The sequence below is a fragment of the Ruminococcus sp. AF17-1AC genome, from assembly GCF_003461385.1.
In the GTDB taxonomy this organism is placed as follows: Bacteria; Bacillota; Clostridia; order Oscillospirales; family Ruminococcaceae; genus Hominimerdicola; species Hominimerdicola aceti.
Genome location: NZ_QTWZ01000002.1, coordinates 1 through 26,192, shown reverse-complemented (window position 1 = coordinate 26,192; position 26,192 = coordinate 1). Strand labels below are relative to the sequence as shown.

At 44.1% G+C, this 26,192-nt stretch carries 25 protein-coding genes; 12 read left to right on the top strand and 13 right to left on the bottom strand.

All coding sequences use genetic code 11. The annotated features are described in order from the left end of the window. Window positions 1–20: 20 nt before the first annotated feature. The 3 genes from DWW81_RS01875 to malQ form a co-directional block, all read right to left on the bottom strand. Window positions 21–575, bottom strand: a complete 555-nt coding sequence (locus tag DWW81_RS01875) for a phosphatase PAP2 family protein (protein WP_117897395.1) — start codon at window positions 573–575, stop codon at window positions 21–23. Window positions 576–791: 216 nt separating this feature from the next. Beyond that, on the bottom strand, window positions 792–3,173 hold the full coding sequence (locus DWW81_RS01870) for a glycogen/starch/alpha-glucan phosphorylase (RefSeq protein WP_117897396.1): 2,382 nt from the start codon (window positions 3,171–3,173) through the stop codon (window positions 792–794). A gap of 695 nt (window positions 3,174–3,868) precedes the next feature. After that, a complete protein-coding gene (malQ, locus tag DWW81_RS01865; protein WP_117863861.1) occupies window positions 3,869–5,347 on the bottom strand; it encodes a 4-alpha-glucanotransferase in 1,479 nt (492 codons plus the stop codon). A 247-nt stretch (window positions 5,348–5,594) separates the two neighbouring features. On the opposite strand from malQ, the gene DWW81_RS01860 reads away from it, so the two are divergent. Next, a complete protein-coding gene (locus tag DWW81_RS01860; protein ID WP_117876677.1) occupies window positions 5,595–5,813 on the top strand; it encodes a helix-turn-helix transcriptional regulator in 219 nt (72 codons plus the stop codon). Continuing rightward, window positions 5,810–6,331 (top strand): hypothetical protein, encoded by a 522-nt coding sequence (locus DWW81_RS01855; RefSeq protein WP_117876675.1) that lies wholly within the window; start codon window positions 5,810–5,812, stop codon window positions 6,329–6,331. Before DWW81_RS01860 ends, DWW81_RS01855 begins: the two co-directional genes overlap by 4 nt. 44 nt (window positions 6,332–6,375) lie before the next feature. Here DWW81_RS01855 and DWW81_RS01850 read toward each other — a convergent pair whose 3' ends face one another. Then, a complete protein-coding gene (locus DWW81_RS01850; protein ID WP_117863860.1) occupies window positions 6,376–7,047 on the bottom strand; it encodes a hemolysin III family protein in 672 nt (223 codons plus the stop codon). 688 nt (window positions 7,048–7,735) lie between these two features. On the opposite strand from DWW81_RS01850, the gene DWW81_RS01845 reads away from it, so the two are divergent. The 3 genes from DWW81_RS01845 (at window position 7,736) to DWW81_RS01835 (ending at window position 12,341) form a co-directional block, all read left to right on the top strand. Next, on the top strand, window positions 7,736–8,101 hold the full coding sequence (locus DWW81_RS01845) for a metalloregulator ArsR/SmtB family transcription factor (protein WP_022287119.1): 366 nt from the start codon (window positions 7,736–7,738) through the stop codon (window positions 8,099–8,101). Window positions 8,102–8,141: 40 nt separating this feature from the next. After that, entirely contained in the window at window positions 8,142–10,706 is a 2,565-nt protein-coding gene (locus DWW81_RS01840) for a heavy metal translocating P-type ATPase (protein WP_181982642.1), read from the top strand. A gap of 198 nt (window positions 10,707–10,904) precedes the next feature. Continuing rightward, window positions 10,905–12,341, top strand: a complete 1,437-nt coding sequence (locus DWW81_RS01835) for an LCP family protein (protein WP_117897398.1) — start codon at window positions 10,905–10,907, stop codon at window positions 12,339–12,341. Between the two features lie 359 nt (window positions 12,342–12,700). Here DWW81_RS01835 and DWW81_RS01830 read toward each other — a convergent pair whose 3' ends face one another. The 7 genes from DWW81_RS01830 to rplU all read right to left on the bottom strand — a co-directional run bounded on the left by DWW81_RS01830 (window position 12,701) and on the right by rplU (window position 17,980). Next, window positions 12,701–14,011: a WG repeat-containing protein gene (locus DWW81_RS01830; RefSeq protein ID WP_181982641.1), complete on the bottom strand. Its 1,311-nt coding sequence runs from the start codon at window positions 14,009–14,011 to the stop codon at window positions 12,701–12,703. Between the two features lie 459 nt (window positions 14,012–14,470). Further along, window positions 14,471–15,214 (bottom strand): YebC/PmpR family DNA-binding transcriptional regulator, encoded by a 744-nt coding sequence (locus tag DWW81_RS01825; protein ID WP_117897400.1) that lies wholly within the window; start codon window positions 15,212–15,214, stop codon window positions 14,471–14,473. Window positions 15,215–15,237: 23 nt separating this feature from the next. Next, entirely contained in the window at window positions 15,238–15,627 is a 390-nt protein-coding gene (locus DWW81_RS01820; RefSeq protein ID WP_046441827.1) for a ribonuclease III domain-containing protein, read from the bottom strand. Between the two features lie 29 nt (window positions 15,628–15,656). Continuing rightward, window positions 15,657–16,934 carry a GTPase ObgE gene (gene obgE, locus DWW81_RS01815; RefSeq protein ID WP_117897401.1) on the bottom strand — a complete coding sequence of 426 codons (1,278 nt, stop codon included), beginning with the start codon at window positions 16,932–16,934 and terminating at the stop codon, window positions 15,657–15,659. Window positions 16,935–17,031: 97 nt separating this feature from the next. After that, window positions 17,032–17,313, bottom strand: coding sequence for a 50S ribosomal protein L27 (gene rpmA / locus DWW81_RS01810; RefSeq protein WP_022288733.1), 282 nt, complete (start codon window positions 17,311–17,313; stop codon window positions 17,032–17,034). 35 nt (window positions 17,314–17,348) lie between these two features. After that, window positions 17,349–17,669, bottom strand: a complete 321-nt coding sequence (locus DWW81_RS01805) for a ribosomal-processing cysteine protease Prp (protein WP_022288732.1) — start codon at window positions 17,667–17,669, stop codon at window positions 17,349–17,351. After that, window positions 17,669–17,980 (bottom strand): 50S ribosomal protein L21, encoded by a 312-nt coding sequence (gene rplU / locus DWW81_RS01800; protein WP_117897402.1) that lies wholly within the window; start codon window positions 17,978–17,980, stop codon window positions 17,669–17,671. The genes DWW81_RS01805 and rplU overlap by 1 nt, the downstream gene beginning before the upstream one ends. A gap of 291 nt (window positions 17,981–18,271) precedes the next feature. On the opposite strand from rplU, the gene purB reads away from it, so the two are divergent. From purB to DWW81_RS01765, 7 genes are all read left to right on the top strand, one after another. Then, window positions 18,272–19,708: an adenylosuccinate lyase gene (purB, locus tag DWW81_RS01795; RefSeq protein WP_046441833.1), complete on the top strand. Its 1,437-nt coding sequence runs from the start codon at window positions 18,272–18,274 to the stop codon at window positions 19,706–19,708. Between the two features lie 105 nt (window positions 19,709–19,813). Continuing rightward, complete coding sequence (locus DWW81_RS01790; RefSeq protein ID WP_022288729.1) at window positions 19,814–20,044, top strand: hypothetical protein; 231 nt, start codon at window positions 19,814–19,816, stop codon at window positions 20,042–20,044. 1 nt (window position 20,045) lies between these two features. Further along, complete coding sequence (locus DWW81_RS01785) at window positions 20,046–20,450, top strand: DUF2085 domain-containing protein (RefSeq protein ID WP_242989591.1); 405 nt, start codon at window positions 20,046–20,048, stop codon at window positions 20,448–20,450. Continuing rightward, window positions 20,440–21,057, top strand: coding sequence for a hypothetical protein (locus tag DWW81_RS01780; RefSeq protein WP_117897403.1), 618 nt, complete (start codon window positions 20,440–20,442; stop codon window positions 21,055–21,057). Before DWW81_RS01785 ends, DWW81_RS01780 begins: the two co-directional genes overlap by 11 nt. 35 nt (window positions 21,058–21,092) lie before the next feature. After that, complete coding sequence (locus tag DWW81_RS01775) at window positions 21,093–22,196, top strand: hypothetical protein (RefSeq protein ID WP_117897404.1); 1,104 nt, start codon at window positions 21,093–21,095, stop codon at window positions 22,194–22,196. A gap of 116 nt (window positions 22,197–22,312) precedes the next feature. Then, window positions 22,313–23,578: a PLP-dependent transferase gene (locus tag DWW81_RS01770; protein WP_117897405.1), complete on the top strand. Its 1,266-nt coding sequence runs from the start codon at window positions 22,313–22,315 to the stop codon at window positions 23,576–23,578. Between the two features lie 24 nt (window positions 23,579–23,602). Further along, window positions 23,603–24,211, top strand: a complete 609-nt coding sequence (locus DWW81_RS01765) for a Fic family protein (protein WP_117897406.1) — start codon at window positions 23,603–23,605, stop codon at window positions 24,209–24,211. A 49-nt stretch (window positions 24,212–24,260) separates the two neighbouring features. Here the strand turns inward: DWW81_RS01765 and DWW81_RS01760 are convergent, their stop codons facing one another. Both DWW81_RS01760 and DWW81_RS01755 read right to left on the bottom strand, forming a co-directional pair. Beyond that, the gene (locus tag DWW81_RS01760; RefSeq protein ID WP_117897407.1) at window positions 24,261–25,331 is read right to left on the bottom strand and encodes a HAMP domain-containing sensor histidine kinase; all 1,071 of its coding nucleotides are present in this window, start codon (window positions 25,329–25,331) and stop codon (window positions 24,261–24,263) included. Between the two features lie 4 nt (window positions 25,332–25,335). Continuing rightward, entirely contained in the window at window positions 25,336–26,013 is a 678-nt protein-coding gene (locus DWW81_RS01755; protein WP_117897408.1) for a response regulator transcription factor, read from the bottom strand. Window positions 26,014–26,192: the final 179 nt, after the last annotated feature.

Below are 26,192 nucleotides of genomic sequence, written 5' to 3'. Positions count from 1 at the left end.
AACCGCCCGTCAAATGTCTTTTATTTTTCAGAATGTTTCTTGCCCTTGAAGAATTTTCTGTATATTGCCACTGTGATAACAGCATATATCGTTCCCGTTAGAATGCCTGCGATAACGTCGAATGGATAGTGTACACCAACATACAGCCGTGAGAACGCAATGAGTGTTGCCACTATAAGTGCAGGCACGCCATATTTTTTCGGCATCTCCATGAACATTACCACCGCCACCGCAAATGAAGCGCCCGAATGTCCCGAGGGAAAGGAGTAGTCCGATTGTGCACCTATTATCCTGTTAAGCTCTTCTATGGCTTCATATGGTCTTGTTCTGGCAATAATGTTTTTGAGAATGATGTTGTTTATAAGAAAAGTCACCGCAAGGGAGCATGAACACACGATCCCTGTTGTTCTAGTCTTTTTCAGTATGAGAAGTAAAACGCATATGCCTATCCATAACGCACCTCCGTTTGCAAGATATGTTATGAACTTCATTATGGGGTCGAGCCACCCTGCACGCAGGTTGTCCTGTATCCATAACAGTATGTCGCCGTCTAGTTTAAGTAAGGTGTCTAACATTTATCCTCCTGCCATTTATGTAAATCTATCCCTTGAATATATTTACACCAAAACTGACAAGCCCGTCAAAAAACGAGCTTGTCCTTTGTGTATTAATGCTTTAGTTCATATTTTCGCAAATTAATATTATGATAAGTTCATTTTCATGTATAAAAAGCTTAAAATCATGTGTCATACCCTTAACAAATTCAATTTGCATAGAAATTTGATTTCCAATTACAGCTTAACAGGCTCTATCTTCCAGATGTTCTCTGCATAGTCATTGATGGTTCTGTCAGATGAGAACTTTCCGGCATTTGCAATATTGAGCCAGCATTTTTTTGCAAAAGCAAGCTTGTCCTTGTAGTCTGCGTTGACCTTGAGTTTTGCCTGAACATAGCTTTCAAGGTCGCCAAGAACATAGTAGTGGTCAGGAACGTGCCAGCTTGCACCGTCAGTGAGAGCCTTGTAAAGCTCCTTGAAGCTGCCCTCCTCGTTGGACGGAACGCCGCCGTCTGAAAGACTGCCGTCAATAAGCTTGTCAAGAACACGCTTTATCTTGTCGTTTGAGAAAAGTATCTCCCTAGGGTCATACTTTGGCATTATCTCAGCCAGCTCCTCTACTCTTGCACCGAAGATGTAGTTGTTCTCCTCGCCTGCCTCCTGAACGATCTCAACGTTAGCTCCGTCATAAGTTCCCAGTGTGACAGCACCGTTGAGCATAAGCTTCATGTTGCCTGTACCGCTCGCCTCAGTGCCTGCCGTAGATATCTGCTCGGAAACATCAGCCGCAGTAACAAGCTTTTCCGCATAGGAAACGTTGTAGTTCTGTACGAATACTACCTTGATAAGATCCTTTGTGTCAGGGTCAGCGTTCACAAGCTTGCCTATCTCGCCGATAAACTTGATGATAGCCTTAGCCCTCCTGTATCCCGGTGCAGACTTAGCGCCGAAAATAAATGTTGTCGGTGTGAAGTCCTTTATAGAGCCGTCCTTGATGCCATAGTAGATATACAGTATAGACAAAGCGTTAAGGAACTGCCTCTTGTATTCGTGCAGACGCTTGATCTGAATGTCAAAAATAGTGTTCGGGTCGATATCAACACCGTCATGCTCCTTTACAAAAGCGGCAAGGCGGTTTTTCTGAGCCTCCTTAACAGCCATGAACTCGTTAAGAACAGCTTCATCATCAGCATATTTTTCAAGCTTTTTAAGCTCGTCCAGGTTCTTCACCCAATCTGCATTGCCAAGAAGCTTTGTGATAAGAGCGGAAAGCTCAGGGTTGCAAAGTGCGAGCCAACGTCTTTGTGTGATACCATTGGTCTTGTTCTGAAATCTCTCAGGATAAAGCTCATACCAATCCTTAAGAGCGTCCTTTTTGAGTATCTCAGTGTGGATAGCCGCAACGCCGTTTATATAGCTTGAAACATAGATAGCCATAAACGCCATTTTTACCATGCCGTCGCCAACAGGGGAGAGCTTTGAAATATATTCTCTGTCCTTTTTGAGAGCGTACATATCCTTTATAAAACGCTCGTTTATCATAAGAATGTAAGTGTAGACCTCAGGCACTACCTTTTCCACAAGTCTGCAATCCCACTTTTCAAGAGCCTCAGCCATGATAGTGTGATTTGTGTAGTTGAAGACCTTGTGAGCGATCTCAAAAGCCTTGTCAAAGTCATATCCATGTTCAGCACAAAGCTGTCTTATAAGCTCAGGCACAGCGATAACAGGGTGAGTATCATTGAGCTGTATAGTGATAAAGTCGCCAAGGTTGTCAAGAGTGCCAAACTTAGCCAAGTGCTTTTTGATTATATCCGTCACAGAAGCGGAAGAGAAGAAATATTCCTGTTTAAGTCTGAGTATCTTGCCCTCCTCACAGTTATCGTTAGGGTAAAGCACCTTTGAGATATTCTCAGCGTCATTTTTAGCCTTTACGGCATCGTCATAGTTACCGCAGTCAAACTGAGCGAAGTCGAAGTCCTCCACGCTCTCAGCCTGCCAAAGTCTGAGTGTGCCAACGTTCTTAGTGCCGAAGCCGATAACAGGCATATCATAAGGCACAGCATAAACAGTCTGGTCGCCGTATTTTACTATTACCTTATCATTTTCGCATCTCTTAGACCAAGGGTCGCCGTACTTAGTCCAGTTGTCAGCTTCTTCCTTTTGGAAGCCGTCAACTATCTTCTGCTTGAAAAGACCGTACTTGTATCTTATTCCGTAGCCGTCCAAAGGCAGGTCATGAGCGGCGGCGGAATCGAGGAAGCAAGCGGCAAGTCTGCCAAGACCACCGTTGCCGAGGGCAGCGTCCTCTATCTCTTCAAGGTCATTAAGACTTCTGCCGTGAGTTTTGAGAAGCTCATCCACCTCGTCAGTGATACCAAGGCAAAGGAGATTGTTATAAACGGCTCTGCCCATAAGGAACTCCATAGAAAGATAGCAGGCTCTGCGGCTGTCAAGGTGAGCCTTTCTGCTGTTCTCCCAATCGCTGTCAATAAGCTCCATAACAGTAGCCGACAGGCTTTCGTGGAGCTGCCAAGGCAGAGCTTTTTCAACGCTCGTGCCAAACTTTTTTTTCAGGTCTTTACTAAGTTCGCTGTAAAACAGTTCTTTGTTCATTGGTTTTTATCCTTTCTGATATTTTATGCATTCTATTGTATTTTGTACTTTGTGATTATCCGCAAAACGTATGGTATTGGCGAACATTGTTCGCACGCATTTATCTTGCCTCTCAAATTTTCCGTCTGCTACCACATTGGATTTACATCTTGTTCGGCAAACGAAAAAATTTCTCCTATCACACCTGTAGGGGACGACGCCCTCGGCGTCCCGCACCCCTCGCCGTTTCGACTGCAATCTCATTTGTGTTATCCGCACAATGTTGCTCTGCACAAATTCTGGATAATTTAAACCTTGTCACTTCGAGTGGGACGTCGCTGTGAAACAGAAATTGAGCCGTTTCCCTACAATGTTTTGGTCAGCTTTCTTCTGCCGCAAAATCGCTGTCGCTCTTTGCGGATCTACGTTGCGCTAAGGGATAGAAAAGCGGTGCAGATTTAATTCTCCGATATTACTTTTATCTGATATCAAACTTTCATGTGCTTTTTAGTTTTACTCTGCACCGCTTGTAGGCTTACGCCTATTGAGGCTCTGCCTCAAACTCCGCAGGGGCTTTGCCCCTTGACCCCACAAGCCCTCTAGCGTCGGGCTTGAGCCTGCGCTTTATTGCTCGCTACGCTCGGTGCTTGTGCACAACTCTGATAAGCTATGCACATTCCTCACTCCTCATTCCTCATTCCTCATTTATCCCTGCTCTATCTGCCATACACCGCAGTTATCTTCGCCAATCTCTCCGCTAAAGTATCATCAAGCTTATCAAAGCTTTCCAATCTCCACTTCCAATTTGCTCCCACTGTTGACGGTGTATTCATTCTGGCTTTATCGTCAAGGCAAAGTATATCCTGCATTTGTGCGATAGCTGTATCACACACGCTGGACCAACAAAGTCTTACCATTGCCCAAGGCACGAACTCGTCTTTTGTAACTCCCAGATAGTCCTTGCAGTAGCTTCTGGTCTTTTCGTCACAGCTTTTTATCCAGCCAAGTATGGTTTCGTTATCGTGCGTACCTGTATAGCAAATGCTGTTTGTGGTCTTAAAATTGTGGGGCAGATAGCCGTTTGTATTATCAGAATCAAAGCCGAACTCCAGCACCTTCATGCCGGGATATCCGCTTGCGTTGAGCATTTTTACAACGTGCTTTGTAAGGAAACCCAAGTCCTCTGCGATTATCTTCACGTCCCCAAGCTGTTTTCTCACTTCTTTGAAAAGCCTCATGTCAGGACCTTTTCTCCACTTGCCCTTTTTGGCGTTCTTTGCACCGTATGGTATGCAGTAATAGCTTTCAAAGCCCCTGAAATGGTCTATTCTCACCACGTCATAGGTGTCAGAAGCCGCCTTTATACGCTCTACCCACCAGCGAAATTTGTCTCTCGCTATGTATTCCCAGTTGTAAAGAGGATTGCCCCAAAGCTGACCGTCTGCCGTGAATGCGTCAGGTGGACATCCTGCCACCTCAACAGGCTTTTTCTCTTTGTCAAGGCTGAAATACTGCGGTGTGCTCCACACCTCAACACTGTCATATGCCACATATATGGGGATATCGCCTATTATCTCGATGCCCTTTTCATTGGCATAAGCCTTGAGCTTTTTCCACTGCTGGAAATATTTATACTGCACAAAGCACCAGAAGTCGATATCGTTTGCATATTCTTTTCTGGCACTTTTTATTGCCTTAGGCTTGTACATTTTCAGCGGTTCGTCCCATTCATACCAAGCCTTGCCCTTGTTGGCAAATTTCAGTGACATAAACAAAGCGTAATCGTATATCCAGTCCTTGTTTTCCACCACGAATTTTGAGTATGCCTTTTCAGGCTTCTTGCGAAAACGCTTGTGTGCCGTCCTAAGCACCTTGAAAATGACCTCGTATATCTTGCCGTAGTCAACAGACCCTTTGTCATCGCCCCACTCAATATCCTTGTATTCTGCAGGTTTCAGATAACCCTCTTTTTCCAGAGCTTCAAGGTCTATAAAGTATGGATTTCCGGCGTGAACAGAAAAGCTCTGATATGGCGAATCACCATAGCTTGTAGGAGATATGGGAAGTATCTGCCAACATTTCTGATGAGCCTTTTCAAGAAAATCCACAAAAGCATAAGCCTCCTTGCCAAGCTTGCCGATACCATAATCGTTAGGCAGAGAGGATATGTGCATTAAAATACCCGATCTACGCATAAAATGCTCCTTTCATATTTGTACAACTTACCATTGTAATTATACTACTTTTTCCCCATTTTTGCAATAGAAAAACCGCCATATATTTCAGTTAAGAACTATTTTAATTTTGCCGCCCTGACTTGTCATATAAAAATGATCATGACATAATGAAAAAAATATCGAGAAAAATGCAAAATATACTTGACATTTTAGAAAATATGATGTATACTATGATCAACGAGAAAGAAAGGAGCGGCTGCAAAACTTGAAAAATAAAAAAATGAAAATAGCAAGGCTTGAAAAGGATATGAACCAAGAGGATCTTGCAAAAGCCGTTGGCGTAACAAGACAAACTATCGGAATGATAGAATCAGGCAATTATAACCCGACCTTAAAGCTTTGTGTCGCTATCTGCGACGCTTTGGATAAGACTCTCAACGACCTGTTTTGGACAGAAAAGGAAGAAAGGAAAGACGACAAATGAAACTTAACAAAGAAAAGCTTGAAACTCAGATAACAGATGGTGTTGACGAGCGTGTCAAACAGGCGAACGATTCAGCCCTTGCGGCAGTGGGCATAGTGTCGATATTCTGCGTGTTGATCTCGCTTTTGTATCGGTTGTATACCGACCAGAACCCGTTGCCTGATCTTATAAGCGTTGTGGTGATGATGATAACCTATACGGTGGTGAACAGTAAAAATCATATTTATGATATACCGAGATCATTCACAGGCAAGACTCTTGACACAGGTACGGACAAAAAGAGCAGAAAGAGCAGAATTAAGTTTTATGCTCTTGATTCATTGGTCTTTGCAGCCATGTTTACCGTTATAGATCTGGTTGTCGATACGAAATTCAGCGTTTCCTCTGCTGTATTAGATGTAGTTATAGGCTTTGCAGTATCTATGGTGATCGACTATCTCCTGCATGAGCACACCATAAAGAAATACAATAAGTATATCGATACATTGGAAAATGATGACGACGAAGAAAATGAGTAAAAAAATCCCGAGAGCATTCAAAACGCCCTCGGGATTTTTTTATCTTATTCGTGAGTTATCATCATAAGCACCGCAAAGTAGTGGAAAACACTTCCCGCAATGGTGAACAAATGCCATATTGAGTGAAAATATTTTTTGTTCTTTTTAACATAGAAAATAACGCCCACAGTGTAGAAAAGTCCGCCTATAAGAATAAACCACAAGGACAGAGGATAAACCTTTTCTATCATAGGCTTGACAGCGATTATAACTACCCAGCCCATTGCGATATAGCATACAACAGAAGGCTTGCGGAACTTTTCAAGGTCAATGGAGTTGAGCACAATGCCAAGAATAGCCGCACCCCAAACGATTCCGAAAAGAACCCAGCCAAACGCACCTCTCAAAGGCACAAGGGTGATAGGGGTGTAGGTGCCTGCGATGAGGAAGAAAATGGTGTTGTGATCCATTATCCTGAAAAACTTTTTGGCTTTCGGATTGGTGATAGCGTGATAAAGGGTTGACATGGTGTAAAGTATGATAAGAGAAGCTCCGAAAATAGCGGAGCTTACAACGCCCCAAGCGTTGGAGTAAATGGCAGCGAGAACGATAAGAACGGCAGTGCCGGCAATGGATAGCAGACCGCCTGCACCGTGTGAAACGGAGTTGAAGATCTCCTCGCCGAGGGTGTATCTTTTGGTTAGATCCTGAGATTGGATCTCAACAGATTTTGACATAGTATCATTTCCTTTCCGATAGGACCGAGAATTTGCATATAAGTTTTATTACTATAGTATAGTAACATTTTTTTAGACACTTGTCAAGTTTAAATACAGGTGTAAAAAGTGAGGAGTGAGGAATTAGGAATGAGGAATGAGGAATTAGGAATGGGCAAAGCTGACCAGAGTTGTGCCCCAACACCGAGCGAAGCGAGCAAAAGGTCCAGGGGCACGCCCCTGGTCAGGGTCAAGGGGTGAAACCCATTGTGGGGGTCTGGGGGCAAAGCCCCTAGCGGAGCTTGAGGCAGAGCCTCAATAGGCGTAAGCCTACTAAGCGGTGCAGAACAAATCCAAAAAGCACATAGAACCCAAACATCAAATAAAACCAACATCGAAGCATAAAACTGCACCGCTTTTCTATCCCTTAGCACAACGTAAATCCGCAAAGAGCGAAGCGATTTTGCGGCACAGCAAACTCGCCCGAATAATCCGTAGGGGCGAACATCGTTCGCCCGCATGGTATGCAACAGTACCATGTAAACAAAATACCCCCAATAACTTAAATCAAAAAAATTTTTCAAAACCCCCCTTGACAAAACATGAATATATGATATAATAAACATATGAACAGTTATTCATATGATGAATTGAAATGACCCATATCGAATATACTAAAACAATAATAAGAAAAGGAGAGCGAAAATAAATGAGCGAGAATACAGTAAAGCATGAGCATAAGCAGTGCGGAGGAAAGAATATAGAGAAAATGGAGGAAATAGGGAAAACAATGCCCGTTGAGGAGGAGATATATGACGTGGCAGAGCTTTTCAAAGTCCTTGGCGACCAAACAAGAGTGAAAATACTTTTTACCCTTATAAAGGACGAAATGTGCGTGTGCGATATCGCAGAGCTGTTGGAAATGTCACAGTCCGCTATCTCGCATCAGCTGAGAGTGCTTAAGCAGGCCAGACTTGTGAAGTATAGACGTGAGGGAAAAACAGTCTATTATTCAGTTTCCGATGAACACGTCGCTGTCATACTCAATATGGGTATCGAGCATATCAGCGAGTAAAGAAAGTGATCTGTTTTTTTGTAGTATAGGAGAATGTGAAATGAGTAAAATGACTTTGCTTCTTAAGGAACTCGATTGTCCTCATTGTGCGGAAAAGATCGAGAAACGTGTGGGCGAGCTTTCAGGCGTTAAAAGCTCTAGCCTTGACTTTATCAATAAAAAGCTCACAGTTGATTTTGACGGCGATAAAAATGCACTCTTTACCGAGATAGAAAATGTCGTCCATAAGCTTGAACCTGACGTCTCTGTTACCGACCTCTCGGATAAGGGCGTGAATACTATGTCGCTGGAACTTGCCGCCTTGGATTGCCCTCATTGTGCAGAGAAGATAGAATCCCGTGTGGGCGAGCTTGAGGGCGTTATAAGCTCAAACCTCGACTTTATCAATAAGAAACTTACCGTAAAGTTCGAGGGCGATAAAAACGCCCTCTTTACCGAGATAGAAAACGTCGTCCATAAGCTTGAACCTGACGTTAGCGTGAAAGAGCTTGGCGATTTTGCTGAGAAAACTCTCTATCTGAAGCTGGAGGATCTCGATTGCCCTAACTGCGGTGAAAAGATAGCAAACCGTGTGGGTGAGCTTGCAGGCGTTATTTCATCAAACGTTGATTTTATCAGCAAAAAACTTACTGTCAAAACAGACGGCTCTAATCCTGACCTGCGTATCATGATAGAGGATACCGTCCATCAGCTTGAGCCTGACGTTACTGTTAAGGATTATGGTGCTCAGACAGCAGAGGAAGAGCCTGTGAATGACCATAAGGGCGAGATAGTCAAGCTTTCTGTGGCTATCGTGTTCTTTATCGCATCAATGCTTTTGGATAAGCTTGGAAGCGGCACTGTATGTGAGTATCTCAGTGCAGGCCTTGCAATAGCCGCTTACCTTATTGCAGGTCTTGACGTTGTTATCGCCGCTGTAAGAAACCTTGTTAAAGGCGAGGCTTTTGACGAGTCACTGCTCATGACTATCGCAACAGTCGGCGCATTTGCACTTAAAGACTTCCGTGAGGGTGCAGCCGTTATGCTGTTCTTCCAGGTGGGCGAACTTTTCCAGACTATCGCAGTAGAGAAGTCAAGAAAATCTATCACAAAGCTTATGGAGCTTAAGCCTGAGTCTGTAACAGTTGTAAGAAACGGCAAAACATACGAGCTTCCTCCTGAGGATATCCTCAAGGACGAGATGATCGCAGTAAAAACAGGCGAGAGAATACCTCTTGACGGTATCGTAACAGAAGGCGAATCAGAGCTTGATACATCAGCACTTACCGGTGAGTTTCTTCCGGTCGAGGTCAAAGCAGGGGACAGCGTCCTCAGTGGCTCAACAAACCTGAGAGGACTTCTCAAAGTTCGGGTCACAAATACCTTCCACGAGTCTGCGGTGTCGAAAATTCTCGATATGGTGCAAAACTCCAGCGAAAGAAAAGCCAAGACCGAAAAGTTCATCACACGTTTTGCAAGAGTTTATACCCCTGCGGTAGTAATTGCTGCACTTGCACTCGTGTTTATACCAAGCTTCATTCTGGGCTTTGACCAGTTCTCAAAATGGCTCTATAGAGGACTTCTGTTCCTTGTAATATCCTGCCCATGCGCACTTGTTATCTCAGTGCCTCTCTCGTTCTTCGCAGGAATAGGCGGAGCTTCTAAAAAGGGTATCCTTATCAAAGGCGCAAAAAATCTCGAAACAATGGCGAAGTGCAAAACTCTCGCAGTTGATAAAACAGGTACGCTCACAAAGGGCAAGTTCACTGTCCTCAGCGTAAACCCACAGGACGTTTCACAGGATATCCTCCTTGAGGCCGCCGCATATGCAGAAAGTATGTCAACTCACCCTATCGGTATCTCCATAGTGCAGAGATACGGCAAGGAAATAGACGGTGCAAGACTTTCTGATGTTGAAGAGATAGCAGGAAACGGTGTAAGAGCAAAGCTTGACGGCAAGGAGATACTTTGCGGAAAGAAAGCTCTTCTTGAAACAAACGGCATTGCCGCACAAAGCTCAGAAGACTCCGCAACGGCAGTTTATGTTGCCCTTGACGGCAAGTTCATAGGTGAGATACTCTTAGGCGACGAGATAAAAGAAACCTCTGCCACAGCCGTTTCAAGACTAAGAGAGCTTGGGGTCGAAACTGTCCTCCTCACAGGCGATAAGAAAGATACCGCCGAAAAGGTGGCAAAGAAAGTGGGCATAAAAACATTCTTCAGTGAGCTTCTCCCTGAAAACAAGGTTGAAAAGGTCGAACAGCTTATAAAAGACCCCGACCGCAGACTTGTTGCGTTCGCAGGGGACGGAATAAATGACGCACCTGTTATCGCAAGAGCCGATATCGGTATCGCAATGGGTGGCTTAGGCTCAGATATCGCCATTGAAGCCGCAGACGTTGTGCTTATGAACGACGATCCGTCAAGCATAGCAGATGCAGTAAAGATATCCCGAAAGACTATGACAATAGTAAGAGAGAATATAATTTTTGCCCTTGGAGTAAAAGCTCTTGTGCTTATATTCGGTGCATTGGGACTTGCAGGAATGTGGCTTGCGGTTTTCGCAGACGTTGGCGTAGCCGTAATAGCTATCCTCAACGCCCTAAGAAGCAGCAGAATAAAATAAGGTTATGTGTAGACCTGCAAATGCCCATAAAAACGGCATTGGCTTGTAGGGGCGAACAGTGTTCGCCCGCTTCTCCACAACAACGTAAAAATAAAAAGGCGGACGCTGGAAAAAGCTCCGCCTTTTTTCTGTCATTGACAATAAGCCTGATATGTACTATAATATTGGTATTGTAAAAATGAACGGAGGTGCAGTCAGGTGGCTAATAAAGACAGACAACAAAACTACACAAACGATAATAAGCCTCAGGACTACTACGAACAGGAATATCAGCGACAGCTTGACGAGTTCAATCGCATAAGCGGTGCGGGCGGACAGCGTGTTCAGCAAATAGACGAGGGCGTGAACGACTTTGACGATTACTATGACGCTGGCTACCCTGATGATCATACACAGGGTACAGCTCAGCCATACGGGCAGGGAAGCCGTTCATCATCAGATCACTCAGGCTCATACAGAGAAAGCACTCCAAGACGGCAGACACAGAGCAGACAAACGTCACGTCCACAGAACGGACAGAGCAAGCAGAGAGGTTCAGGCAAGTCAGCAAAAAGCAACAAGACCTCAGCCCAAAGACGAAATAATGACCTGCAATTTGGCAAAAACAATAAAAGCCGTAACGGTCAGACGAACAAAAAAGGTAAAAACAAAGTGGAAAATAAAAAAAGACACCCTATAAAAACCTTTTTCAAGGTGCTTATCATCATACTTTTGGTGGTTTTCATATTGGCGAACGTGCTTATATGGCGATACATAGGCATGGTGAACAAGGTGGAAAGAGGTCAGCGAACGAACACAGACGCTTCCATGAACAGCTCTGATGTACGAAATATCCTGCTTATAGGCTCTGATACAAGAAACGCTGACGAGCGTGGCAGAACAGACTCTATGATACTTCTCTCCATTAACAGCACCACAAAAGAGATAACAATGACCTCTTTCATGCGTGATATGTATGTGAATATCAAGGGCGTTGACGCTGACGGAAATGATATAGACACATGGTCAAAGCTCAATGCGGCGTATGTTTACGGCGGTGCAGAGCTTCTTATGGATACCATAGAGTATAATTTTGATATTGCCGTTGACGATTATGTTTATATTGACTTTCTGTCATTCGTTGATATCGTTGACGCTGTTGGCGGTATCGAGCTTGACATTTCCGACGAAGAAGCCGAGGGCATGAAGCCTCCAATGGCAGAGCAAAACAAGCTTCTTGGCAATAAAAAGGGTACAGACTATCTTGATAAGGGCGGAAAGAAGCTCCATGTAAACGGCAATCAGGCGCTTGCCTATGCAAGACTTAGATATGTTGGCAACGCAGATTTCCAGCGAACAGAACGCCAGAGAACAGTTATCACAAAGATAATCGAAAAGGCGAAAGGCTCAGATCCGCTGACTATAGACAAGTTCGCAAAAGCGTCAATGTCACATCTTACAACCAATATGTCCCAGACACAGCTTTTTGCTCTTACCTATAAGGCGATATTCTCCATGAATTACGAGATAAAGTCCATGAGAATACCTGATGATGATTCTTATTCATATGGCACATCATCTGACGGTCAATCAATTCTCGAAGTGGATTTTGAAGCCTGTAAAGCACTTCTCAGGAAAGAGATTTATAACCGGTAAAAAAGAAAAGCTCTGCTTCGGCAGGGCTTTTTATGTGCAAAAATATAGGGGCTCGTCCCCTGCATGGTTTGTGCGTTTTTAATATAATTTTTTTTATACAAAAAAGGGGCTGTAAAAAAAGTCCCCAAGAAAAAAGGCTGCGATCTTGCCAAAAAGCAAGACAGCAGTCTTTTTTTGTGGTATAATTAAAGTATCATGAATAACCAACCACAAGAATATTATACACCATATCAATTAAAATTTCCAATAGAAATTGAAAAAATAATTGAAACAACTGACCCGGTATATACATTTTGTGAAGTGATGAATCATATTGACCTGAGTAAATACCTGACGACTGAGGGCTTTCTATATTTGTATTATTGTTCAGGTGTCGGTTCAGGCTCAGGCTCAGGAGCAGGCGGATCGGTTTCCGTAACAGGCTCCGTTACTGTTTCTGTAACAGTTTCCGTGTTCGTTGACACCTCAGTGGTTTCACTTGGCTGTGTCAAAGATGGAGTAGTTTCAGTTGCTTTTTTCGTTTCTGTTGAAACCGAAGTTGTTTTGGTGGTCGTTGAAGTTGTGGTCGTGGTGATGTAGCTTGTGGTGGTCGTAGTTGTGGTGGTCTCTTCCTCTGATGAGTCCTCCTCCACAGGTGCGTCACCGAATGCTATAACGCCCCATTTTCCGGACTTCATTACCCATGCCTTGCCGTTGTGAACAGGTCTTGCCTGATCGAACTCGCCTGGCTTTACGATACAGTTGCCGTCTATGTCATAATAACCATATGATGAATTTATGGATACCGGCAGATAATCGTCAGTGAAAAGATAAGGATGAACAGCCATCTCGTTATCTATCACCTTTCCGCAATAGGCACTCATGTCACCGTCGCACTTAAAGTCGATTATAGTTTTGCCGTCAGAACCAACATATCCCCACTTGCCTTCGTCGTTCTCAAAGGCAATGCAGGTAAGTCCTGCGCCTTTGTATGCAGGGGCATAGAAATCAGTGTACTGCATATCAAGTATAAGCTTGTCCTTTTTAGCAAGCCCATAAAGCGGTTCGCTCACAGGAGAAATGTCATAAAAACCATTGTCAGACTTTTTCACGTCAGCTTCACATACCACAACAGCCTTTTTGCCGGTGTATTCTTCGCCCTGTTCTTCGTCAGCGTCCTTTACATAGATCTTTTCCTCACTGCTGTTCCAGTAATATTTCGGTGAGCTGTCATGATGTTCCGCCGCATAGTATACTACCTGATTTGAGCTGTCGATACTGCAATACTCATACTCATCATTCTTTTCATTTATAATATTGAAAAGCGTGACCTCTCCGCACCAGCAGGTGTAGTAATCGTCATATTCTGCAGGCACTACCATGTTTCCGCTGTAGTCTATAATGCCATACTTGCCGCTCTGTCTGATAACAGAATAGTTGGCATAAGCTGTGTTCTTTTCGTTGTTAGGGTCGACCTGACTTCCGTCAAAAGAAATGATATTATCGGCGTTTATAGTCGGCTCTATGAGCCAGCGATAAGCTTGTTTCTGTTCTGAATTTGAGTCAGCCGTATAGGAATAACCACCAGGGGCAACGTCGTCATCAGCTCCCTTTTCCCAAGGCATGGCACAGCCTGTGAGCATAGTGCCTGCAACAACGGCTGTCAGAGCAGAACAAAAGATCTTGTTCATAAGTTTCCTCCTATCATTCTCTGCTTCTTCCTTATCACCCATTATCTGTATTTTTTATCTTTTCAGGGCAATATCTACACATACGATTATTATATACTATAACCCCTTTTATGTCAATAGCACAACTTACAAACAGCACCGCAAAGCTGCAAGGATTTTCAGCGATTTTAACACGAAAATCCCCGAAAAATCGTCGTTTAAAGCTTAAAAGGGACTGTCGCCCTGCAAGCGTCAGTCCCCCATATCTGCATGATTATTTTATGAGCTTCTCCGTCCAATTATGCGCACACATACATCTCCATACAAAAAATAAAGGGTCAAAACAAATTGACCCTTTAAATACCTATTAAAGCGATTTTAGACGGATTCGCAACCCATATTAAAAGAATAAATCTTTCTGATTCTATTATACCACATTATATGTAAATGTCAATAGTAAAGTGTCAGAAATCTTCCTGATTATTCTTCCTCTTCAGCTGGCATATTCTCCCAGTTGTGGTAAACGTTCTGAACGTCGTCATCGTCCTCAAGATGCTCGAGAAGCAGACCCATCTTCTTGATAGCGTCCTCGTCTTCGATAGTTGTGTAGTTTGAAGGAACTTTCTCAGCCTCAGCAGAAAGTACCTTGTAACCCATTCCCTCAAGAGCTTCTCTTACAGAAGAAACCTGATTAGGGTCGCATGATATCTCGATAACATCGTCATCAACGTTAAAATCGTCAGCGCCTGCCTCAAAGCAGTCCTCCATTATCTTGTCCTCGTCAGCACCGTTGTTCTCCATAACAACAGTACCAACATCAGAGAACATGAAAGATACACAGCCTGATGTACCCATGTTTCCGCCGAACTTGTCGAAGAAGTGACGGATATCGCCTGCTGTTCTGTTCTTGTTGTCTGTAAGGCACTCAACGATAACAGCAACACCGCTTGGACCGTAGCCCTCGTATACCATTGACTCGTAGCTGTTCTTGTCGCCGTCGCCTGCTGCCTTTTTGATAATTCTATCGATATTATCGTTAGGCACGTTGTTTGACTTAGCTTTTGCGATAAGATCTCTCAGCTTTGCGTTACCTGCAGGATCAGCACCGCCCTGCTTAACTACAACAGCGATCTCTCTGCCTATCTTTGTAAATATCTTAGCTCTTGCAGCGTCTGTTGCACCCTTTTTTCTTTTAATGTTTTCCCATTTTGAATGACCTGACATTTGATTCACTCCTTGATGTAATATTATTCATTGATGCTGCCCACAGACCATGCTGCCTCGAACAGTTCACCTATACGTTCCTCACGCCCCGTGAGATATAAAAAACCGAAAAGACATTCCAAACCTGTCGCCATGCGGTATTCCCCCACAGTGGAATGTTTCGGAGCATTTATGCCCTTTGCATTTCTGCCCCTTTTGAAAATATCCATTTCCTGTTCGTTAAGCAGCCCCTCGTCAAGCCACTTGCGAACAGCCTTTGCCTGATATTCCGCACACACCCTCTCAACAGTGAGCTTGTGCAGCTTGTCCGCAGGCATATTAGCTTCAAGGATAAGCTTTTCTCTTACCCTTATCTCGTAAACGCCGTCCCCGATAAAAGCCAGTGCCAGAGGGGAGTATTGCATAGCGTCCATATCAGAAAGCTTTCCCGTGACGCTCCCTCCTATCTGAGATATTCAAACTCAAAGTCGAATATAGAAACAGTGTCGCCCTCTTCGATACCCATTTCTTCCAGCTTGTCGATTATGCCGCTGGTCCTGAGTACGTTCTGGAAATACTGAAGGGAAGAGTAATCGTCCATATTAGCCGTCCTGAGTATGTCAAGAAGCCAGTCTGCTTCCACGAAATAAACGCCGTCTTCCACAGTAACACGGAAGTCTTTCTTTGAGATGAGCTTATCGTCAAGCTCTTCCTGAGTGAGCGGCTGAGCTTCAAACTGCTTAACAGGCGGAAGGACAGAAAGTCGCTCCCATACGCCATACATAAGCTCTTTTGTACCCTTTGTGGTAGCGGCAGAGATCTCATAGAAAAGAAGTCCCTGATCCTCAACATAGTTTCTCAGCCTTTCCACCTGCTCAGGGGTAGCCATATCGCTCTTGTTTGCGGCAACTATCTGCGGAGCTTCCGCAAGCTCCATTGAGAAGTTTTCAAGCTCGTGATTTATCGCCTTGAAATCCTCGATAGGATCTCTGCCCTCGCTGCCTGAAACGTCGATAACGTGAACGATAAGTCTGCACCTCTCAACGTGTCTGAGAAATTCGTGACCAAGACCGACGCCCTCGCTCGCACCCTCGATAAGACCTGGAATATCTGCCATAACAAAAGATTTTCCCTCTTCTATCTTAACAACGCCAAGGACAGGCGTCAGGGTAGTGAAGTGATAGTTGGCTATCTTTGGCTTTGCCGCTGATACAACAGAGATAAGTGTGGATTTACCCACGTTCGGGAAGCCCACAAGTCCTACGTCTGCAATAAGCTTGAGTTCAAGCATGACCTCATATTCGTCACCACGGAAACCCGGCTTTGCAAACTTCGGTATCTGCCTTGTGGAAGTGGCAAAATGAGCGTTTCCACGTCCGCCCTTGCCTCCGTGAGCGATAACAGCAGGCTCATCTGTAGAAAGGTCGGCAAGTATCCTGCCGCTCTTTATTTCTTTAACAACAGTGCCTCTAGGAACTTTCACCACAAGGTCGGGAGCATTTCTGCCTGAGCAGTTTTTGGCGCCGCCGTTCTGTCCCTTTTCGGCAACATATTTTCTCTTATATCTGAAATCTATAAGGTTTGAGATATTGTCGTCAACAACGAAAACAATATCTCCGCCCTTACCGCCGTCACCGCCGTCCGGACCGCCTGCCGCAACGTATTTCTCACGGTGGAATGAAACTGCACCGTCACCGCCGTCACCGGCTTTTATATAGATCTTCGCCTGATCGACAAACATGATCAAACCTCCTTATAAATGATATTATGCGTAAATTTAGTTGTCATTAACCAACAAAAGACCCCAAGCCTAAGGCTCAGGGTCATATGTTACAAAATTAAGCCTTGGGATAAACCGAAACCTTCTTGCGGTCTCTACCGAGTCTTTCAAATCTTACAACACCATCGCTTGTTGCGAACAGAGTATCGTCAGAACCCTTCTTAACGTTCTCGCCTGGGTGAATGTGAGTACCTCTCTGACGAACGAGGATGTTACCAGCCAGTACGAACTGACCGTCAGCTCTCTTTACGCCAAGTCTCTTTGACTCAGAATCACGTCCGTTCTTTGTAGAACCCATTCCCTTTTTATGAGCGAAAAACTGCATTGAAATCTTAATCATCTAAATTACACCTCCATAAAATGTAATCCGTCCGATCAGTTATCTCTGACCGTGACTTTGATCCTGCCTGAAAATTCCTCAGCTAGGAAATATAAATGAGTGAGAAGCCCTAAAAGTAGCTTGTCCCCCTCCTCTGAGCTGTCATTTTCAAGCCTTAATATTATTTCGTTTTCTTCCACTGCGACATCAGCCTTTATCTTAAAAGCCTCAGTGACAGTGTTAGCCGTCAACATTACAGCAGACGATACGCTTGCACAGCATACGTCCTCGCCATAGTCTGCGTAACCTGCGTGACCCGTTATACGAAATCCCACAAGCCTGTCATGCTCATTTCTGAAAAAATCAGCACAGATCATTATGCGTTGATAGCTTCGATCATAACCTTAGTGTAAGGCTGTCTGTGACCGATCTTGGTCTTTTCGCCCTTCTTTGGCTTGTAAGTGAATACAGTCACCTTCTTGGACTTGCCGTTCTTGATGACCTTAGCTGTTACGGAAGCGCCGTCAACATATGGAGCGCCAACCTTGATACCGTCGTCAGCGCCAACTACCATTACCTTATCGAAAGTAACAGCGTCCTCAGCGTTTACGTCCAGCTTTTCTACGAAAACCTTATCACCAGGCTTAACCTGATACTGCTTTCCGCCTGTTTCAATTACTGCGTACATTACGAATGCACCTACCTTTAAATAAACTCGCTACGCACGGTGGTCTGCAAATACAAACACTTATGACCGTGAATATGCGGCTTTAATATCATAACATATCCGCCCCAAAAAGTCAAGCACAGCTCTGTTTCTACTTAAAAATTTACAGAAATTTAACTTTTAAAAGCTTCTTCCCTATCCAATGCCGTCCCGCTGTAAACATTTCTCCTTAAACCTATTGTAAACCCGCAAAAAATATGCTATAATAAATGAGTATACATTATATAATATTACGAAAGAGGTCGAAGAACAATGACAAATTCTTATGAAAGCCCGTTTTGTACCAGATATGCAAGCAAGGAAATGCAGTTTATTTTCTCTGCTGACAAGAAGTTTACTACTTGGAGAAAGCTGTGGGTAGCCCTTGCCCGTGCTGAAATGAAGCTCGGTCTTAATGTTACTCAGGAGCAGGTAGACGAGCTTGAAGCTAACATTGATAATATAGATTATGCCGCTGCCGCTGAGCGTGAAAAGCTTGTTCGTCATGACGTTATGTCACACGTTTATGCTTATGGCCTTGTTTGTCCAAAGGCAGCAGGTATCATTCACCTTGGCGCAACTTCATGCTATGTAGGCGATAACACAGACGTTATCATCATGAGAGATGCACTTAAGGTCGTAAAGAGAAAGCTTGTTAAGGTTATCGACCAGCTTGCAAAGTTTGCCGATAAGTATAAGGCTATGCCTTGCCTTGCTTATACTCACCTCCAGCCTGCACAGCTCACAACGGTGGGCAAAAGAGCTACTCTTTGGTGCAACGAGCTTCTTATGGATCTTGAAGATCTGGACTTCAGACTTGCTAACCTCAAGCTCCTTGGTTCAAAGGGAACTACAGGCACTCAGGCTTCATTTATGGAGCTTTTCCACGGTGATACTGATAAGGTAAAAGAGCTTGAAAAAATGATAGCCGAGGAAATGGGCTTTGATGCTGTCGTTCCAGTTTCAGGTCAGACCTATTCAAGAAAAATGGACTATCAGGTATGCTCAGTTCTTGCCGGTATCGCTCAGTCTGCTATGAAGTTCTCAAACGATATAAGAATTTTGCAGTCATTCAAGGAGATCGAAGAGCCGTTCGAGAAAAATCAGATAGGCTCTTCTGCCATGGCATATAAGAGAAATCCAATGAGAGATGAGAGAATAACATCACTTGCCAGATATGTTATCTGCGACGTTCTCAATCCTGCATTCACAGCAGGTACACAGTGGTTTGAGAGAACTCTCGACGACTCTGCAAACAAGAGAATTTCCGTTGCCGAAGCTTTCCTGGGTGTTGACGCTATACTCAATATCATGCTCAATGTTACAGATCCTGACAACGGCTTGGTAGTATATGACAAGATCATCAGAAGAAGAGTTATGGCAGAGCTTCCTTTCATGGCTACCGAGAACATTATGATGGACGCTGTAGAAAAGGGCGGAAACAGACAGGAACTTCACGAAAGAATAAGAGAATATTCAATGGTAGCAGGCGCAAGAGTTAAGAAAGAGGGACTTGACAATAACCTCTGCGAGCTTATCCTCAACGACCCTATGTTCATGATAACAAAGGAAGAAATGGATAAGATAATGAAGCCTGAGAACTTTATTGGCAGATGCCCACAGCAGGTGGACGAGTTTATCGAAAATTGCGTAAAGCCTGTTGTCGAAGCAAACGGCGTATCTGACGACGTTGCAGAAATAAACGTATAATATCAAAGGATAAAAATATTTCAGCGGGCTGATAGGTCTTTTCAGATCGTCAAGCCCCTGAATTTTATCTGATAAACACCACACAAAAGAAAGGCGGAAAACACCATGGCAGATTTTTGTACAGGCAAACGCTGTCCAAAATGTGGCGGCAGGAACTGTCAGCTTATAAGCGAAACAGACTACAGAAGCGGCAAATACGGCTTTGGAAAAGGCTGCTGCGGCTATATACTGTTTGGACTGCCAGGGCTTATCTGCGGACTTTGCGGCATGGAAAGCAAGTCAAAAACACGCTCCTATTGGGTCTGTCCTGATTGCGATTATAAGTTCAGAGCATAGCATGAGAATGAGAAAAGACCCATATGCACTGTGGCTTTATCTTATGAAGCTTGGTGCGTCGGCAGGCTGTCACCAACGCCCCGACAGAAGCTTCTTTTTTCATGGCTGGCAGTTTCCGGTGTGCTCAAGATGTACAGGCGTGCTTGCAGGACAGCTTGTAGGCTTTCCGATAGCCATAAAGAAAAACATATCCACCCTCACGGCCGTACTCTGCTGTGAAACTACCATGCTGGATTGGTCATTGCAGTATTCAGGGGTGAAAAAGTCCACCAATAAACGTCGGCTGGTAACAGGTCTGCTTGGTGGCTTTGGGCTTGCGGTGATTTATGTTAATATCATCAGATTTGTGATAAAAAAGATAAGAAGGAGCGAAAACGTGAGAAACGGTGATAAAAATGGAACTTGAACAATATAAAAGCAGTGCCTTTGAAATATTCGACAGACTTCTCAGAGCAATGAGAAGCCCCGAGGGCTATGTCCACCCGCAATCCCTTTTGTGCTGTATAGGCTCTCTTGCAGGCTATTCCTGCCAGCAGGACGTGAGAAAGCTTTTCATGACAGAGGGTGTGAAAGAAGAGGACGTTTTCACAGTGTTCACTGATAAGTCAGGCAGAAAGTATTTCTACGGTGATATCATTGACGAAAAGCTTGTGGGCAATAACTACTCGGTGTGGTCTTTTACCGCAGGAGTGCTTAAAAAATATAACGAGCCTTTTACGGACGTTGGGGAAATGCTACGCTACACTGCGGCAAACGCAGGGGGCGCAAGCTTTGGCAAAATAAGAAACTGCACCACAGGTGAAACTGTCCAAAGCTATATAAAGCTTCTTTGGCAACCGCTTCTGCCTATAGCGCAGAAGTCAGCAGGCAGGGGAGAGCTTCACATAGTTTTCGGACTTTGCATACAAAAAGCCATGATGACCTGCAAAAGCGCAGTGTCACTTTCAGAGTGCGCAAGGATAGTAATGGAGAGTGCTCTTACGGGGGCAAGGGTGGACTTCAAGGACTTGTAAGGTAAACAAAATAAAAAAATAGGGAGAAACTTAATATGAAAAATAGCAGAAAAACAGCCGTATTGCTGGCGGCATTGCTGTCAGTGTCACTTTGCGCCTGCGGACCTGTTGAGGAAGCCGCAGACAGCGTTTCAGAAACGAAAGATACTACTACTACGGAAGCGGTGTCAGATACGCCCAACGGTGTGGAGGAAAGTTCGCAGACGGATGACAGTTCGCAGGTGGAAATAATTCGTGACCCTGAGCTTGTTTGTGACCTTAGCGAAATACCATATACAGCAAAATGTACCATAGAGGGTAATTTTGGTGCAGGAGCAAAGCTTTCTGATTATTATGGTATAAACGCAATGATAAACTCTGACGAGCCGCTCCTTAGTATACCTGTGAAGTATACTGACGCTGATTTCAGAGGTGGGGTCATTCGTTTTGATTTTAGCGACAAAATAAGCGACGAGCAAAAAGCCAGTGCAGTTATAATGCAGTTTGACGAGGATAGCACGTTCACGAAACTTGAAAGTTTCGTTGACGAAAATGGCATTTCTGCGAATATCACCACGGGTGGCGTTTACATGGTCATAGACAGTTATGTTTATGATATGTTTAGCGGAGGGTCGGTGGATACAGACCGTTATGATATTGAAAACGGTTTGACCATAGAACTTTCGGATTTTTCTGCCGCTTTAGAGTTGCCTGAGATAGGTGGATTTTCTGCCGCAAAGTTGGAAAAGCATGAGATAACTACAGATGATTTTGACGGCACGAGAGATGTGAAGATTGTCTATGCAAATCTTATTGACGGCAAAGTGGACGAAAAATATGACGGGTTAAATCTGTCATTGTCCTATTATCAGCGGCTTGACAAGACCACGGTCGATGATATGCTAGATATGTATGCAAAGTCGGCTGATATCAGCTCTGATGATAATGTTTGGCTTGATTATCGGGAACTTGACCTTGGCAATGGCAAGCGTGGCTGTGTTATTGCGGCTCTGGGTGAGGATCAAAGTGTGAACGTTCAGGGTATATACGAGTTTTCTGACAGCGAATATATACAATATAATGTGGTGATACCACTAAAGTATGTTTCAATGGGAGAAGATATTTTCGATTCAGCTATGAGTTTTCGCTATGCAGAATAAACGCATTTATAATGTTTGGGCGGTCTGAGGGGACTGCTGTTTTAAACGCTTTTTGAAAAGCTTTTTATATTGGTAAAAATTTAGCGGTATTACCGCATTGAAAGGATTTGATTTGATTGAAGATCGAAACACAATGTTTACACGAGGGCTATACGCCTAAAAACGGAGAGCCGAGGGTAGTGCCTATCGTACAAAGCACAACTTATGTCTATGACTCCTCAAGAGAGATAGCCGAGGTCTTTGACGACCCTACCAAGAGCCTTATCTACTCACGCTTTGAAAACCCTACCACAGACGCAGTCGAAAAGAAAATTGCCGCTCTCGAGGGCGGTGCAGCCGCAATGTGTACATCAAGCGGACAGGCTGCCACACTTTGCTCTATCCTGAACATCTGTCAGGCAGGGGACAGCTTTATAGCTTCCACTTCTATCTATGGCGGAACCATAAACCTTTTCAGCATAACAATGAAAAGACTTGGCATAGAGTGTATCTATGTTGACCCAGACGCTACAGATGATGAGATACAGGCGGCATTCAAGGATAATACAAAGCTTGTTTTCGGTGAAACTATCGCAAATCCTGCGCTGACAGTTTTCGATATCGAGCGTTTTGCAAATATCGCCCATAAGAATGGCGTTCCTCTTATCGTTGATAATACTTTCGCTACTCCATATCTTTGCAGACCTATCGAGTGGGGCGCAGATATCGTTATCCATTCTACATCAAAGTATATGGACGGCCATGCTGTACAGGTAGGCGGCGTTATCGTTGACAGCGGCAAATTCGATTGGACGGGCGGAAAGTTCCCTTGCATGACTGAGCCTGACGAAAGCTATCATGGCACTATCTACACTGAAAAATATTCATTCGCACCTTATATCGTAAAAGCAAGAATGCAGCTTATGAGAGATTTCGGCTGCTATCCTGCCGCAAATTCCTCGTTCCTGCTCAATCTGGGACTTGAAACTCTCCCTGTAAGAATGAAGCAGTATTGCGAGAACGCTATAACAGTGGCAAAATTCCTCGAAAACAATGACAAGGTAGAGTCCGTTGCATATCCTGGACTTGAAAGCGATAAGTACCATAAGCTTGCTGAAAAGTATCTCCCTCTTGGCACAGCAGGCGTTATCTCGTTCGTTATCAAGGGCGGAAGAGATACAGCGGCAAAGTTCATGGACAGCCTTAAGCTTGCTTCCAACGAAGTTCACGTTGCCGATATCCGTACTTGTATCCTCCACCCAGCCTCCGCAACACACAGACAGCTTTCAGACGAACAGCTCGTTGCCGCAGGCATAAACGGCGGAATGATAAGACTTTCCGTAGGTCTTGAAAATGTCGAGGATATTATCGACGATCTGAAACAGGGCTTTGCGGCTATCTAAGAGCCGCCGAAAGGAGAACAGCTTATGGCTTTGGAAAACAAACTTGGTATAACCGACTCTGCGACCCTTGCCAGAACAGAGGAAAAGCTAAGCAAGGAAAAGGCTGTTAAGCTGTTTGAACATGGCATTTTGGATAAGCAGAAAGCAGGCAGTTTTCAGGCTCTCGCAGAGATACACAAATATCTTTTTGAGGATATCTATGATTTCGCAGGGAAGATAAGAACTGTGAATATTGCCAAAGGCGGGTTTCGATTTGCCCCTGTTATGTATCTTGAAAGCTCCCTTGAAAATATCGAAAAAATGCCACAAAGCGACTTTGACAGCATAGTTGAAAAGTATGTGGAAATGAATATCGCCCACCCGTTCAGAGAGGGCAATGGCAGGTCAATGCGCATATGGCTGGATATGATGTTCAGAAAAGAGCTTTCTATGGCGGTAGATTGGAGCAGGATAGACAAGGAGGATTATCTCCTTGCCATGGAACGAAGCCCCATTCGTGATATCGAAATAAAGCACCTGCTTAAAAACGCCCTCACAGCGGATATAAATGACCGAGAGCTTTTTATGAAGGGCATAGACCAAAGCTATTATTACGAGGGCTATAACAGCTACAGCATTGATGACCTGAGATAAAAAATCAAGGACGGATATTTCCAACGAAATACCCGTCCTTTTTATATGCCTATCCATTCTCAGGCAGTGTAACAATAAAATTTGTACCCTTTCCGTATTGTGATTCTACACGGATATTGCCGTTGCACAGCTCCACGATACGCTTAACAAGTGGCAAACCAAGTCCGTTTCCCTCTGAAGCGTGCGCCCTGTCCCCTTGATAAAAACGCTCGAAAATGTGGGATATGGTCTGCTGATCCATTCCGATGCCACGGTCAGTTATCTCAGCCGTTATCACATCACCCGCTTTAAAAAGCTTTACTCGGATAGAGCTTCCCTCTGGGGAGAATTTTATGGCGTTGCCTATTATGTTCACCCACACCTGTGAAAGCATTTCCGCATTGGTGGTGTATTGTATCTCCTGCATATCAATGTCAAAGCTTATGTCCTTAGCCGTCCATTGCTTTTCCAGAAGAAGTATGCAGTTTCTTATCTGCTCGTCAAGGGAAAAGCTTGTCTTGTCAGTGATGATCTGCTGATTTTCAAGCTTTGAAAGCATAAGAATGTTCGATGAAAGATTGGTCAAACGCTTTGATTCGTTGATGATAATGTCAATGTATTCCTGCTTTTTCTCTTCTGACAGATTTTCTTTTTTTAGCTGTTTCGCAAAGCCCTGGATAGAAACGATAGGCGTTTTGAACTCGTGAGAGAAGCTGTTGATAAAATTCTCCCTGAACATCTCGATGCCTCCAAGCTCCTGCGCCATTTTGTTGTAGCTTTCTATAAGCTCGTCTATCTCGCCGTTAAAGCCTGTTACCTCTAACCTTTGAGAGAAATCTCCCTTTTCTACCCTGTGCATAGCCTTTTTTACCTCACGCACAGGTCTTACTATCTTGCTTGCTACAGCGGCAGAAATGCAAGTGCCGATTATTACAGATACCACAAGTCCCACAATAAGGAAAACTAAAGGCATTTGCAAAGGGGATAGAAAATGCAGGCATCTTTTTATGCCTATCATTATAAATCCCGTAAGAAGCCCTGCCCATATCATTATCATAAATACCGCCGAAACTATGCTGGCGTTCATGGTGTAATTTCGCCTGCGCTCTGAGCGAAGAGCAGAGATAAGATGTTTTTTCATGAGCCTATCCTTTCAGCTTGACCGCCTTGTAGCCAAGCCCTCTCACTGTCATTATCTCAAAATCGTGGTTATTCTTCAAATGCTCTCTTATGCGGTTTATGTGTACGTCCACAGTGCGCTCGTCAGTGTCTGAGGTCATATCCCAAAGCTCGTCCATAAGCTGACGGCGGGTGAATATCTTGTCGGGATAGGAGAGAAGTTTGTAAAGAAGCATGAACTCTTTCGGTGGAAGCTCCCTTATGCCCTCAGTGGTCCTGATAGTCAGTGCGTCATAGTCGAGAGTGGTGTCGCCCACGGTTATCTTGTGGTCGCTCACTATCTGCGAACGTCGTAAAAGTGCCTGAATTCGCAGAAGCATTTCCTCCTCGTCCACAGGCTTCACCATGTAATCGTCCGTACCTTTTATAAAGCCCTGCTTTTTGTCAAAAGCCGTTTCCTTAGCCGTCACCATTAATATAGGTGTCTGAAACCCAGCCTTGCGGATAGTTTCGCAAAGCTCCAAACCGTCCATACGAGGCATCATAACGTCCATTATAATAAGGTCAACGTGTTTTTCGTCCATTATTTCGAGAGCCTCTATACCGTCACGAGCCTCGATAGGTGTGTAGCCGTTGTCGCTAAGCACATCACAGGTCAGTTTGCGAGTGTTAGTATCGTCCTCCACCACAAGTATGTGAAACATTTTTACCCCTCCGTTCACTTTGCATTTTTTTATTATATCACCGTTTTATTAACGTGATATTAACGATGTCAAGACACATTTAGTTCAAAATTTCATGTTGATCCTGCACAATTTCAGTGGTATTGCCTTGTGCAAACAAATGATTTATCTTTTAATTTGGCAACATTTCTGCAATTGTT